The sequence below is a fragment of the Paenibacillus sp. J31P316 genome (assembly GCF_056269105.1).
Genome location: NZ_JBWDNI010000001.1, coordinates 496,042 through 510,562, shown reverse-complemented (window position 1 = coordinate 510,562; position 14,521 = coordinate 496,042). Strand labels below are relative to the sequence as shown.

The window sequence follows — 14,521 nt, the reverse complement described above, 5'->3', positions numbered from 1 at the left end:
GATAGAATACTGCGTCAGAATACTGACGACAGAATAATAATGAAAGAATAATGACTAAAGAATAATAACTAAAGAATAATAACGAAAGAATAATAACGAAAGAATAATAACGAAAGAATAATGACTTAGGAGAGACGTGCTGACGGCGCGTCTTTTTTTGTTCAACTACAACAAGAAGTGGAAGAAGAGCTCTTAATGTATTGGACGCGGATGCGTTGAACGTTTCGTTCCCTACCGCTCGCAGGCTACTGCGTAGAACCCTTCGTTCCCTACCGCTCGTAGGGGCTACTGCGTAGAACCCTTCGTTCCCTACCGCTCGCAGGCTACTGCGTAGAACCCTTCGTTCCCTACCGCTCGTAGGGGCTACTGCATAGAACCCTTCGTTCCCTACCGCTCGCAGGCTACTGCGTAGAACCATTCGTTCCCGACCGCTCGTAGGGGCTACTGCGTAGAACCCTTCGTTCCCTTCCGTTCGCACGCGACCGCGAATAATTCTTCATTCTCCTCCGTTCGCACGCGACAAACTGGAATCCAACATTCCTATTCGACCGTTCGTGTTCATATTGAATCCGATTACTCGACGCGAGAAATAGATGCAAATCTGCATCTATTTCGCTTTAAACCGCCTTCAAAACAAAAATAACTGCAAATCTGCACTTATTTAGGGCGGAAATAGGAAATTCAATGAAATGGGCTTGAAATAACTGCACTTTTGCAGCTAAATCGAGCCAAACCGCGGTTGATCCCGATTTTAGCTGCACTTTTACATCTATTTTCTGAATCAACATCTCTCCGCGAGCATTTCGCCCAACCGCTCTTGTTCGACTGACGAAATGCTGTTCGTGCGAGCTGCCGGTTGTTTGCGGACAGCGGTTATTTGCATCTAAATAGCGATTGGTATGGGTGGGATGGTTGAGGTTTGGACGCTGGATACTGGCTGCTCCCGGGCAGGTGAATTACGGGCGGAGCAATGGATGCGGGCCGATTGCCGGTTGATCACGTACGCAGTTCGGATATGGAGGGAATGCCAGTTGGGTGCGGTAAAACAGGTTTCGGAAGGAAAATAATGTCGCATCCGAGGCCGCACATTAATAAAACCCACCCAGCTCACAAATATTACACCTATGCAAAGCATGGATTTCCGGATAGAATAGGTGCAAAAACGCTTTCATTAAGGGGCTAGCATGAAAAAGCTACTATTTGCCACGGTTTTTGCCGGCAGCTTGGCTGCGTTAACGGTGACGCTTTACTTGATGCTGACGATCTACCGCGGCGACATGGGGATGACGGGTAGCTCGGAAACCGCGCTCGGCACCCATTCCGAGCGGGTGGTCGTGATCTCGCAAGAGCTAGGGAGCTACGTCATGGACGAAATCGAGAAGGGCGCTCGCGACGCGGCGGCCGAACACGGCATGATGATTGATTTCTGGGGCGTATACCGTTTGAACGACGAAGAGTTGTTGAAGCAGATCGATGTTGCAATCGCTTCCAAGGTGGACGGCATCATTTTGGAAGGGGCTGACCGGCCGGATTTCGTGCGGCTGGTGAACAAAGCGACGGAGAAGGGGATTCCGGTCATTACGATTAACTCGGACGCGCCGGGCAGCCTGCGCAAAACGTATATCGGCTCCAACCATTACCAGGAAGGCATTCTGATGGGTCGGCATCTCGCCGAGCAATTGAAAGGCAAAGGGACAATCGGCGTCATTACGAACGCGGAATCCTCGGATACCGATCAGCTGAGGCTCAAGGGGCTGCGCGAGGTGCTGGATCTGCATGCCGGCATTAAGCTCGTATTCGCCTCCGAGGATGCGTCGAAGCTGCAGGCGAGCATGCAGACCTTCGATATTTTGAACCATGATCCGGACGTGACCGCGTTCATCGGACTTCCCGCCGATTCGGGCAAGCGCATCGTGGAGGCGGTCGATTCCCGCTCGAGGAAGAAGGCCAGCCAAGTGTTCATGTTCGACGCTTCGCCGCAGACGGAGTCGATGATCAAGAGCGGCCTTATTCAAGCCGGACTGTCGCAGCATTACGAGGACATGGGGAAAATGAGCGTCGATCTGCTGCAGCGCTGGCTGGACAGCGAACGCCTGCCGCTCGATCCCAGCTACTACACGCCGATCAGCGTCGTCGAGCCCGCCGACGTGAAAGAGGAAGCGCCATGAAGACGATTCGCAGCAAAATGATGATGCTCTCGATCATTATTTGGATCATAATGGCGTTCATTTGGATCTCCATGAGTATTTTCAACCAGCGGACGGTGGAGAAGTACAATGGCATTCTGCAGCGCTATCTGTTGATGAATCAAGCCTCCGAGCTGAGCCGGGAAGCACTGACGACGCTGAACACATACCGGATGTCGCCGACCGACGATAATCTGCGGAAGTATGTCGAAGACAGCAACCGGCTGCTGCGCATGAAGATGGACATGAACCTGCTGCGCAACCCGAACAACGAAATGCAGCTCGTTGATTTTCAGCATATGGTGGACAGTCAATCGCAGGCGATGAATTTGGCCGTTCGGTTCCAGCGCGACCATGACGATGAAGCGGTTGCGGAACAATTCGACGAGGCATCGAATATTTCCGGCTATATTTCGGAGGCGGCGTTGTCGCTGATCGGCAGCGAACAGCATACCTATGACGCGTTCTATAGGCAGATCATCGAGCGAAGCAATGAGATCAAGAAAATGGGCTTTTGGACGCTCGCCTTCGTGTCGCTGCTGCTGCTGCTGTTCTCCTATCGGTTCGTAAACAGTGTCACGCGGCCGATTCTGAAGCTGACGCAGTCGGCGCGCGAGTTGTCGCGAGGCAACTTCCAGAAGCCGATTGTCATCGACAACAATGACGATATGTCGTTCCTGGCCAAGACGCTGGACAACATGCGGCTTAGCATCGGCAATCTATTCGATGAAATCCAAAGCAAAGCGCAGCTGGAATACGATCTGCATAAGCATAAGCTGATGCTCAAGGAAAGCGAGCTGAAGAGCCTGCAAAGCCAGATCAATCCGCATTTTCTGTTCAATACGCTGAATATGCTGTCCAAGGAAGCCTATCTGGCGGGCGCGGACAAGACGAGCGAGCTGATCAGCTCGGTGGCCGGCATGCTGCGCTACAATCTTCGTCGGATGGACAGCCGGGTATCGCTCCGGGACGAGATCAACGTCGTGGAAGAATATTTGACGATTCAGCAGGCGCGCTTCGGTTCCCGCGTCATTGTCGTCCGGGACATCGACGAAGCCGCGCTGGAGCTGGAGGTGCCGATTCTCATACTGCAGCCGCTCGTCGAGAACGCCTTCATCTACGCCATTGAACCGTCGGAAGACGGCGGCGTGCTTACGCTTCGCGTCGTTGACGGCGGCGAGTACGTACTCGTGCAGGTGAGCGACAACGGTCCGGGCATGACGCCGGAGAAGCAGGCCAGCCTGATGTCGGACGCGGAGTCGGCGGATTACAAGGGCCATTCTACGGGACTGGGCATCCGCAATGTGCGCGATCGGCTGCAGCTGTTCTACGGCGAAGAGGAATTGATCGCGATCGACGCCGCGATCGGAGAAGGAACCAGCATTACGCTCAAGCTGCCAAGGAGGCCGGAAACATGATATCGCTATTGATCGTGGATGATGAACCGATCGAACGGACCGCGCTGCAGCGCATGATCCAGGAAGGCATGGACGATATCGTCATCGTCGGCCAGGCCGCCAACGGCCGCGAAGCGATCGAAGCGGCGGCGCGCCTGAAGCCGGATCTGATCACGATGGACATCAAGATGCCGGGCATAGGCGGACTGCAGGCTATCGAGACCATCATGGAAACGGATAAGCAAGTGAAATTCATCGTCGTCACCGCTTACGACACGTTCGAGTTCGCGCAGCAGGCGCTGCGGCTAGGCGTGCGCGATTACTTGCTGAAGCCGAGCAAAACCGCGGTCGTGTTGGAAACGATCGGCAAGGTGGCGGACGAGATTCGCGCATCGCGCAGGGATGTGGAGAGCCGGCGCCAAGATCAGGAGCGGCTGCGGAGGATGCTGCCCGTCGTAGAGGCCGATATCGTCTCGCAGCTGCTGTTCGACTTTGCTCCGTCCGTGCATTTGAACGAGATGATTGACCTGCTGGAAGCTCCGGAGATGAACGACGGCTTCGTCATGAACGTGCTGCTGCACGATAATCATGCTTCGCAAGAAGGCTTGCATGGAGAGTTCGAGGAGCTTCAGCTTCGGCTGGCGCAGCAATTGGAGGCTTCGTCCGTGCATGGCTGGGTCGGCAAAGCTTCAGGCAAGCAAATTCCGCTTATCGTATTCAAAGACAGCCGCCAGTCATACCGTCAATCAGCCGTCGGTCTCGGCAGAACGCTCGTTCAGGCGCTGCGCCGCATGACCGGCGCGGAGCCGTTCATCGGCGTCGGCGGTCTGTACGCCGATCGGAAAGACTTGCGCAAATCCTATCACGAAGCGCTGCTCGCCTCCGTCGATCTGTCGCTGCCCGCACGCTTCCGGCTGTATGAGGACCTCCCGCTGCATGAGCATCCGTCAAGCGGACCACGTGTCCTGGAGCTCGAGAAATGCGTGCTGGAGGATGTGCGCCGAGGCCATTGGGAATCGGCCGTTTCGGGCGCCATCCGCGTCATCGAAGCGTATGAAAGCGCGGGACAGCCGATCGCGATCGCGCAGCAGCGGATCTTCGAAGTGCTCATTATCTTGACGCGGATGCTGGAGGAGATGGGCTACGAACTCGATAAGCCTTACTATCCGCATCAGACCTCGGGCTACATGCAGCTGAAGACGGAAACGAGCGTTCTTCTTGGACGTTTGGCGGAAGCGACGGCATTGAAAGCAGGCGACATGGAATCGGATCTCGTCATGACGATGAAGACGTACATCCGGGAGCATGCCCGCGAGAATCTGTCCTTGGAGCGGGTTGCGGCTGCGGTCGATCGGAATCCGTTCTATGTCAGCAAGCTGTTCAAATCGCATTTCGGCATGAATTATATCGATTATTTGACGGAATGCCGCATGGAGAGGGCGAAGCAGCTGATGCTCGACGCGGAGAAAAGCTTGAAGGAAATCACGTACGAGATCGGCTACCATGATCCGAACTATTTTAGCCGGGTATTCAAGAAGATCGTCGGCTACTCGCCCACGGAATATCGCAAAATGCTGCTTCGTCCGCTGGATAAGAAACTTACGTAGGCAGCTGCAACAGGCGGCTTTAAGGAAGGAGGGATGAAGAATGAAGCAGAGCTTCAAACGTAGCGGATTGGCTGGCGTATTGACGATTCTGCTTGCTGTGCTCTCCGCTTGTTCGTCCGACAATCAAGGCGCCGGGAGTGAAACGAAACCCGCGGCGCAGGAACAGAACGAAGCGGCTGTCCATGAATTGGTTGTCGGGTTGTCGCTGGATACGCTGCTGGAGGAACGCTGGAAGAAAGACCGGGATCTGTTCAAAGCCGCGGTCGAGAAGCTGGGCGCGAAGGTCGACGTACAAGCGGCGAACGGTGATGACGCCAAGCAGATCGCGCAGGCGGAGAACATGATTTCGAAGCATGTCGATGTGCTCGTCGTCGTGCCGCATGACGCCAAAGTATCGGCTGCGATCGTGGCGAAGGCGCATCAGGCCGGCGTGAAGGTCATTTCGTACGACCGTTTGATCTTGAACGCGGACGTGGATCTCTATGTATCGTTCGACAACGAGAAAGTGGGCGAACTGCAGGCGCAGGCGCTCGTCTCTCAAGTGCCGCGCGGGAATTATGTGCTGATCGAAGGTGCCGACACCGACAATAACGCGCATATGTTCAAGCGGGGACAGATGAACGTGCTGCAGCCCCTTGTCGACCGCGGCGACATTCAAATCGTCTATGATCAATTCACCAAAGAATGGAAGCCGGTCAATGCGCTGGCGAACATGAAGACGGCACTCGCGGCGAACCGCGATGCGGTCGACGCCGTGCTCGCGGCGAATGACGGGACTGCGGGCGGCGTCGTTGGCGCGTTGGCCGAACGGCAGCTGGCGGGGAAAACGCCGGTTACCGGCATGGATGCGGAGCTGGCCGCGGCGCAGCGGATCGTGGAAGGAACGCAGACGATGACGGTGTACAAACCGATCCGGAAGCTGGCCGAGACGGCGGCCGCGCTTGCCGTGCAGATGGCCCAGGGCAAGAAGGTGAGCACGGACAAGACCGTGTTCAACAAGAAAATCGACGTGCCGGCCATCCTGCTGGAGCCGATCGCCGTCAATCGATCGAATATCGATGCGACGATTATCGCGGACGGATTTCATAGCCGGGAAGACGTATACCGCAACGTGAATAAGTAGGCCTAGCATATAAGTGAGAGAACGGCGTTTCTGCAGCCAAGCAGAGGCGCCGTTCTTTTTGCTTTTCCGGCATTGCTTCGCGAATGCTGGACCACACCTTGAATCGCAGCTGCGCGTATGCGGACAAGCCCATGTCAAAATAGTATAGGCAGTATGAAAAAAGTGCTATAAGAGAGCGCTTTCAGACGATGGCGCCGGTGCTATAGTTGGATTTGTAAGCGCTTCAGACATTTTCATTATCGAGAGGGGTAACACAAATGGGAAAAGGATTGAAACGGATCTCGCTGCTGCTCGTGATTATGATCCTGGCAGTAGCCGTAGCGGCATGCGGCAAAAACGGAGGCAGCAAGGTGAGCGTCGGTATCGTGCTTCCGACGAAAGACGAGCCGCGTTGGGTACAGGATGAACAGCGCTTCAAGGATGCGCTGAAGGGAACGGATTATTCGACCGAAATTTTGTTCAGTCAAGGTTCTTCGGCGAAAGAGAAAGAAAACGTGGAAACGTTGATCAATAAAGGGATTCAAGTCCTGATCATCTGCCCGCAGGACGGCGACGCGGCAGCTGGTGCAGTGGAATCGGCGAAGAAAGCCGGCATCAAAGTCATCTCTTATGACCGCCTCATCACCAAAACGGACGCCGTCGACTACTACGTAACGTTCGACAGCGTAGAAGTAGGCAAAGCGCAAGCGCAATACTTGGTCGATCACGCCAAAGGCAACGGCGAGCCGCTTTACCTCTACGCCGGCGCATCTTCCGATAACAACGCGTTCTTGTTCTTCCAAGGCGCTTGGACGGTGCTGCAGCCGAAAATCGCGGACGGCACGTTCAAAATCGCGAACTCCAGCGAAGCGGAAGGCCTGAAAGGCAAGGCTGAGCTGTCCCGCGACGAAATGAGCAAAATCATCGGCCAAGTGACGACGAACTGGGATGCCAACGAAGCTAAAAACAAAGCGCAGACGCATCTGACGGCCGCGGCGGCGGACATGAAAGGCGACGTTGCGATCTTGGCCCCGAATGACGGCACCGCGCGTTCCATCGCCGACGTATTCGGTTCGGATTCGGCAATCAAGAGCTATGTCGTGAGCGGTCAGGACGCCGAGCAAGCTTCCGTTCAATACGTCATCGACGGCAAGCAATCCATGACGGTGTTCAAGGACGTGCGCAGCCTGGTCAAAGACGCGATGGGCATGGCGGTTTCCCTCCTCGAAGGCAATGCGCCGGAGACGACGGGTTCGTACAACAACGGCAAAATCGACGTCAAAGCAAAACAAACGGAAGTTATCGTCGTCGACAAAGACAACGTGAAAGAAAAACTGATCGATTCCGGTTATTACAAAGCGAGCGATTTCACAGGGCTGTAAGCGCATCACCGATTTCCTGCGGGGAAGCGGCGGCGGACGCAAGTCTCCCGCTGCTTCCCGTGCGCAGGAATGGTCCCGTTAGGAGCGATAAACATGAGCAAAGCGATATTGGAAATGAAGGAGATCTCGAAAGGGTTCACGGGAGTCAAAGCGCTCTCCGGCGTTAATTTCAAGGTCGAGCAGGGCGAGATCCATTGCCTGATCGGCGAGAACGGCGCAGGCAAATCGACGCTGATGAAAGTGCTGAGCGGCGTTTATCCGCACGGAACCTATGAAGGCGACATCGTGTTCGAAGGCAGCGTGCAAAGCTTCGCCAAGATTAGCGACAGCGTCAAGGCGGGGATCGCGATCATTTATCAGGAGCTTGCGCTGTTCCCCGATTTGACGGTGTACGAAAATATTTTCGCAGGTAACGAAATTACCCAAGGCGCGGTCGTGAACTGGAACCAAACGATCGTGCAGGCGAAGGAAATGCTGCGGAAAGTGAAGCTGAACGTCAATCCCGAGACGAAGATCAAGGATCTGGGCGTCGGCAAGCAGCAATTGGTCGAAATCGCGAAAGCATTAAGCAAGGATGTGAAGCTGCTTATTCTCGACGAGCCGACGGCCGCGTTGAACGAGGATGACAGCGAGAACCTCCTGACGCTGCTCCGCGAGCTGAAACAGCAGGGCATCACATGCATTATGATCTCGCACAAGCTGAAGGAAGTCATCGCGATCGCGGACAAAGCGACCGTTCTCCGCGACGGCCGGACGATCTGCACGCTCGATGCATCGAAAGGCGAAATCTCCGAAAGCATCATCATCAAAAACATGGTCGGACGCGAAATCGACGATATTTATCCGAAAAGGACGAACCGGGCGTTCGGCGAGAACGTGCTCGAGATCCGCAATTGGTCTGCTTACGACGCGAAGCTTGGCAGGAAAGTCGTCAAGAACGTCGATCTCCACGTGAAAAAAGGCGAAATCGTCGGCATTGCCGGCTTGATGGGCTCCGGAAGAACGGAATTGGCGCAGAGCTTGTTCGGCAATCCGAAGTCGTATAAATTGCAGGGCGACCTGCTGCTGGAAGGGAAGGAGCGGGTCTTCAAGCATACGCGGGACGCGATCAAGGCGGGCATCGCTTATGTGACGGAGGATCGCAAGGGCGACGGCTTGTTCCTGATCCAGGACATCAAAAGCAACATATCGGCTGCCAATCTGGAAGCGGTCGCCTCGCGCGGCATCCTTAACGGCAACGAGGAAGTCAAGATCGCCAACGGCTATAAGCAATCGATGAATATCAAGGCGCCGTCCGTCGAGCAGCTCGTCGGGAATCTGAGCGGCGGCAATCAACAGAAGGTATCGCTCGGCAAATGGCTGTTCGTCGGTCCGAAGCTGCTCATCCTGGATGAACCGACGCGCGGCATCGACGTAGGAGCCAAATTCGAAATTTATACGATCATGAACAAGCTGATCAGCGAAGGGTTGAGCATCATCATGATCTCGTCCGAGCTGGGCGAGGTGCTCGGCATGAGCGACCGCGTGTACGTAATGGCGGAAGGCAGAATAACGGGCGAGCTGGCCATCGAGGATGCCGACCAAGAGAAGATCATGCATTTTGCAACGCAATAGGGGGAAAGACAGATGAACTTATACAAGGAAGCCAGATCATTAATCAAAGTCAACATTCGCGAATACGGGATGTACATTGCGTTATTCGTCATTATGCTTACGTTCTCGATCATGACGGACGGCCTGTTCATGTCTTCGCGGAACATCAGCAATCTCTTGGATGCGACGGGGTATATCGCCGTGCTTGCCGTCGGCATGACGCTCGTCATCGTCATCCGGCACATCGATCTCTCCGTCGGGTTCGCCGCGGGGTTCATGGGCGCCATCGCCGCCATCTTCATGTCGCAGCTCGGCGTTCCGTTCTACTTCACGATTCCGATCATTCTCGTAATGGGCGTCGTCATCGGGATGTTCAACGGATTTCTCGTCGCCCAGATCGGAATTCCGTCGTTCGTCGCCTCGCTGGCGGGCATGCTCATCTTCCGGGGCGCGCTGCTGCGGGTCACCGAGAAGACCGGCACGATCAACGTCGACGACGATCGCTTCAACGCCATCGGCAACGGGTATATTCCATCGCTCGCGACGGTAGGCGGGTTGAATTTGCTCTCGCTTATCTTCGGCGCCGTCGTCATCGTCTTCTACTTGTACAGCGAATTCTCGAAGCGCCGGAACAAATTGCGCTACAACTTCGAAGTCATCTCCGGCGGCATGTTCGCCGTAAAACTGATCTTCGTCTCCGCGATCATCGCCTATATTACGTATATCATCGCGGGATACAACGGCTTCTCGTGGACGGTTATCATTATGCTGCTGATCGTCGTCATCTATCATTTCCTTACGACGCAGACCGTGCTTGGCCGGCATATTTACGCCGTAGGCAGCAACCCGGAAGCGGCGCATCTGAGCGGGATCAGCGTCAAGAAAATCACGTATATCGTGTTCGGGTCGATGGGAATGCTGTCCGCTTTGTCGGGCATTCTGTTCACGGCCCGTCTGCAATCGGCAACGACGACGGCGGGAACCTTGTTCGAGCTGGATGCGATCGCGGCCGCTTATGTCGGCGGCGTATCCGCGGCCGGCGGCGTCGGCAAAGTAACGGGCTCCATCATCGGCGCGATCGTCATGGCATCGCTGTCGAGCGGCATGAACCTGCTTGGCGTCGGCATATCGTACCAATATATGATTCGCGGCGCGGTACTCGCGATCGCCGTCATCTTCGATGTCATGACCCGCAAGCAGAGAGCATAAGACTGCGCGCGTGCCGGCCGGCGACTGTTGCGAAACAGCCGCCGGCTGTTTGCGTTCATTGGTCGACATTTACGGCGTGCTGCGGGCAGGGATGACGTAAAGAATAAAGTTGGCTGAAATCGAAAATAGCTCATGACATCCCCATGCTGGTGTGGTACCATAAAATCGACTTTTTTCGCCTCGAAGTTACAAAAATCCACAATGATCTTCATGGGAGCTGACAATGGGGTCTTCACTTACGATGTATATTTCGCTTGTCGCGACCTCGGGCGTGTTTACGTTGTTTCTTTGTTTGTATGCCTATCTGAAGCGGGAAGAAATGGCCGGCGCCAGGACGTTCATGCTGTATACGACCGCGCAGGCCATTTATATTTTTTCGGTGGCGTTCGGAATGGCAAGCAGCACGCTGCAAGACATTATTCATTGGACGGTCGTCCAATATGTGGGAATGGCGCCTGCGCCCGCGCTCGGCCTGATCGTCGTGCTGCAGTACACCGGCAAGACGGTATCGCGCAAGATGGCAGCGGCGCTGTTCGCGATTCCCGTCCTGTCGATCGTCATGGTCGCCACGAACGAGTATCATCATTTGTTTTACAAAGCGGTTCATGTGCGCCAAGGCTCGTCGCTGCCGTTCACGGATATCGTCATCGGCCAATTCTATGTCGTGCACGGCGCGTTCACGTTCGGTTCCATGCTGGCTGGCGTCGTGCTGCTCGTGCGCAAATGGCAGAGCACGAAGAAAGCGTACCGCCTGCAGCTCGTGACGCTCATCGTCGGGCAGTTTCTCCCGATGGCCGGGGCGTTCGTCTATTTGATGGGCATGGTTCCGAACGGCATGGATCCGGTTCCGGTCATCCTGTGCGTGACGTCGGCGATGTACATTTGGGCCATCATATCCACGCGCATGCTGACGATCGTTCCGATCGCCAAAGAAAGCATCTTTGAGAGCATGGGGGACGGCGTTATCGTGCTCGACAGCGCGGACCGGTTGATCGATTTCAACGGCGCGGCGAGCCGCATGCTGCCTGGACTCCGCGTCAGCCTGATCGGCCGGACGCTGGATGAAGCGTGGATCGGCATGACCGGCGCTCCTTTTCCGCTTAACCGGCATGCCGACGTCGAACAGGAGGCCATGAGGTGGCAGGCAAAGGATGGCTCCTACGCCTATTACCAGGTTCGTACATCCGTCGTGCGCGGCCGAATCGGGGAATCCATCGGCAGTCTCTTGATGCTGATCGACGTGACGGAGCCGCGGAGGCTGCAGGAACAGCTCGAGCGGCTGGCTTATCATGACGGCTTGACGAAGCTGCTGAACCGCACGTCGTTCATCTATCGGGGCAAGCAGCTGCTCAAGGAAGCGCAGGAAAGCGGGACGCCGGCATCGGTCGTGCTGTTCGATATCGACTATTTCAAGCGCATCAACGATACGTACGGGCATGAGACCGGCGATTTCGCTATTCAGCATGTGGTTTCGGTCGTCAATCGTCTTCTTCCGCCGGATGCGTTGTTCGCCAGATACGGCGGAGAGGAGTTCGTGTTCTTCCTGCCGGCAACCGCGCGTTCGGGAGCGGGGGAATCGGCGGACCGGATTCGGGCTGCGCTCGCCGCGGAACCGCTTCTGGCGGACGGCGAAACGATCGCCATTACGGCAAGCTTCGGCGTATCGCAGTCCGGCAACGACGGCGCGACGCTGCAGGCGCTGCTGAAGAACGCGGATATGGCGCTGTACGAGGCGAAGCGGGAGGGACGCAACCGCGTCCGGTTGTTCGAGGAAGCGTATACGGCATGACGGTATTAGGGAATGAAGCATAGAAGCATAGAAGCATAGAAGCATAGAAGCATAGACAAGAAGGCAGCTGCGGCTGCCTTCTTTTTTGTATGGCAAGGTTAGGCGACCTAGAGCTCCAATCCCGTCCCCTGCTTGAATCGGCGGATCACCATATGCGTATTGACGCCCACGATGCCCTCCAGCACATAGATTTTCTTGAACAGAAACTCCTCCAGCGCCTTCTCGTCTTGAAGAAGGGCATGCATATGCAGCGAGCTTGGCCCCGTCATTTGATAGATGCTGATGACCTCCGGCTCTCGCGACAGCAGCTCGCCCGCCTGCTCCACGAATCTTGGCTCCACCTCCACCTCGAAGAAGGCGGAGACGAATTTCCCCAGACGCGCCGCGTTCAGCCGAACCGTGAAATTCTCGATGATGCCGTCCTCGATCAGCGCATCCACGCGCTTCTGGATGGCAACGCGCGATAAATTCAGCTGCTCGCCGATTTTGGAATAGGACATTCTTCCGTTATCGTGCAGCAAGCGAATAATGTCTTGGTCGATCGCGTCCATTTGAGGCAGAAACATAGGCATCGCTCCCCGATCAGAATAAAATGTTACGTTATGATAGCTAACGTAATAGTCGCGTGAGGTTTAGGTTTCGATTGTTCGTTATTCGGGCTAACAGTTAAATGAGTTGTAAACCAATAATCACTATTTTCCTTATGAATTGAGTGATAATCCAGTAATTCGGTTTACAAAACGGATTGACGCGAAGACGAAGAGACAAATATAATTATGTCAGATAACATTACATAAATAAATAGAAAATTGAATTTTTCCGTGATAACGGTACGAATGTTCCTTATACCTTACTTAGGATGTGATTCGTTTGGCAAAGACACTCATTCGAAACGGCACGATCATGACGATGAACGACGGGTTGGACGTCATCCCGGGAGGATATGTCTATATCGATGGCGCCCGGATCGCGGAAGTCGGCGTTTGGCCGGGGGATGGCTCCAAAGACGCGCTGCTCGCGCTGGCGGATACGGTTATCAATGCCGCTGGCAAAGCGGTCATACCGGGTCTGGTCAACTGCCACACGCATCTGTTTCAAACGTTCATGCGCGGCGTGTCGGACGATCTGCCTTTGGCACAATGGCTGCGGCAGATTATATGGCCGGCGTCGCTTGCGATGGAGGAAGAGGATTTCTACCTGGCGGCCATGATCGGCTGCATCGAGAATCTGAAGTCCGGCGCGACGTATGTGATGGACCATCATTACATCCATACCCATCCCGGCAACGACGAGGGCGTGCTGGAGGCGATGCGGCAGTCCGGCATTCGCGGCCATATGGCGCGGGGCGGCGTCGATCTCAGTTATGAGCCAAGACTTAGCGAAAGCGTCGACGAGATCTTCGCCAACACCGATGCGCTGCTGGACAAATGGCAGGGCGAAGGCGAAGGCCGAATCGCGATCGCGATGGGGCCGCTTAACCTGTACGGCTGCTCGGAAGGGTTCTTGAGGCAGGCCGCCAAGTACAGCGAACGGAACGGCTTGATTACGCATATTCACATTGCGGAGACGAGGGAGCAGATCGATAACACGCTGGAGCGGTTCGGTTTGCGCAACCTGGAGCTGGCGGAGGAGGTCGGGCTGCTCGGCCGGCAAACGCAAGTGGTGCACGGCGTATGGCTGAACGATGCCGAGCTCGATATTCTCGCGAGGCGCGAAGCGACGGTCGTTCATTGTCCCGTGTCCAATATGTATCTAGCCTCGGGGGTTGCGAGGGTACCGGACATGCTCGAGCGCGGCATCAATGTTGCGCTTGGAACCGACGGTCCCGGCAGCAACAACTGCCAGGATAATCTCGAGGTGCTGAAATTCGCCGCATGCCTGCACAAGGTGGACCGGCTTGATTCCACGCTGATGCCGCCGATGGAGGTGCTGCGGATGGGGACTCGGAACGGCGCGAAGGCCGTCGGCAGGGAGGATGATCTTGGCAGCCTGGAGCCAGGGAAGAAGGCGGATATCGTCATTATCGATCTGCAGAAAGCACATATCGCGCCGGTTCATCGGGTCAGCTCGGCGATCGTGTACAACGCGAACGGCAACGACGTCGATACGGTGCTGGTGAACGGGCGGGTCGTCGTGCGTCATGGGCAATGCACGCTCGTGGACGAGGCGGAAATCATCCGCAGGGCGCAGGCGCGCGTCGATGCGCTGCGGCACAAGCTGGCGCCGGCTTATCCTGTCTTCGCCAGCGTGGAGTAG

General features: G+C 55.6%; 10 protein-coding genes. 9 read left to right on the top strand and 1 reads right to left on the bottom strand.

What is annotated here, in order from left to right; all coding sequences use genetic code 11:
* The first annotated feature begins 1,184 nt into the window (after positions 1-1,184).
* The 8 genes from AC0YNU_RS02160 (at position 1,185) to AC0YNU_RS02125 (ending at position 12,265) form a co-directional block, all read left to right on the top strand.
* On the top strand, positions 1,185-2,168 hold the full coding sequence (locus AC0YNU_RS02160) for a substrate-binding domain-containing protein (protein ID WP_475752666.1): 984 nt from the start codon (positions 1,185-1,187) through the stop codon (positions 2,166-2,168).
* Positions 2,165-3,604, top strand: a complete 1,440-nt coding sequence (locus tag AC0YNU_RS02155; RefSeq protein ID WP_475752665.1) for a sensor histidine kinase — start codon at positions 2,165-2,167, stop codon at positions 3,602-3,604. Before AC0YNU_RS02160 ends, AC0YNU_RS02155 begins: the two co-directional genes overlap by 4 nt.
* The gene (locus AC0YNU_RS02150) at positions 3,601-5,190 is read left to right on the top strand and encodes a response regulator (protein WP_475752664.1); all 1,590 of its coding nucleotides are present in this window, start codon (positions 3,601-3,603) and stop codon (positions 5,188-5,190) included. Before AC0YNU_RS02155 ends, AC0YNU_RS02150 begins: the two co-directional genes overlap by 4 nt.
* Positions 5,191-5,230: 40 nt before the next feature.
* The gene (gene xylF / locus AC0YNU_RS02145; RefSeq protein ID WP_475752663.1) at positions 5,231-6,313 is read left to right on the top strand and encodes a D-xylose ABC transporter substrate-binding protein; all 1,083 of its coding nucleotides are present in this window, start codon (positions 5,231-5,233) and stop codon (positions 6,311-6,313) included.
* 257 nt (positions 6,314-6,570) lie between these two features.
* Positions 6,571-7,674: a sugar ABC transporter substrate-binding protein gene (locus AC0YNU_RS02140; protein ID WP_475752662.1), complete on the top strand. Its 1,104-nt coding sequence runs from the start codon at positions 6,571-6,573 to the stop codon at positions 7,672-7,674.
* A gap of 93 nt (positions 7,675-7,767) precedes the next feature.
* Complete coding sequence (locus AC0YNU_RS02135; RefSeq protein ID WP_475752661.1) at positions 7,768-9,288, top strand: ATP-binding cassette domain-containing protein; 1,521 nt, start codon at positions 7,768-7,770, stop codon at positions 9,286-9,288.
* 12 nt (positions 9,289-9,300) lie between these two features.
* Positions 9,301-10,476: a sugar ABC transporter permease gene (locus AC0YNU_RS02130; RefSeq protein WP_475752660.1), complete on the top strand. Its 1,176-nt coding sequence runs from the start codon at positions 9,301-9,303 to the stop codon at positions 10,474-10,476.
* Positions 10,477-10,699: 223 nt separating this feature from the next.
* Positions 10,700-12,265, top strand: a complete 1,566-nt coding sequence (locus tag AC0YNU_RS02125) for a histidine kinase N-terminal 7TM domain-containing diguanylate cyclase (RefSeq protein ID WP_475752659.1) — start codon at positions 10,700-10,702, stop codon at positions 12,263-12,265.
* A 107-nt stretch (positions 12,266-12,372) separates the two neighbouring features.
* Here AC0YNU_RS02125 and AC0YNU_RS02120 read toward each other — a convergent pair whose 3' ends face one another.
* On the bottom strand, positions 12,373-12,831 hold the full coding sequence (locus AC0YNU_RS02120) for an Lrp/AsnC family transcriptional regulator (protein ID WP_475752658.1): 459 nt from the start codon (positions 12,829-12,831) through the stop codon (positions 12,373-12,375).
* A gap of 304 nt (positions 12,832-13,135) precedes the next feature.
* Between AC0YNU_RS02120 and AC0YNU_RS02115 the strand changes: the two genes are divergently transcribed.
* Positions 13,136-14,521 (top strand): amidohydrolase family protein, encoded by a 1,386-nt coding sequence (locus AC0YNU_RS02115; protein WP_475752657.1) that lies wholly within the window; start codon positions 13,136-13,138, stop codon positions 14,519-14,521.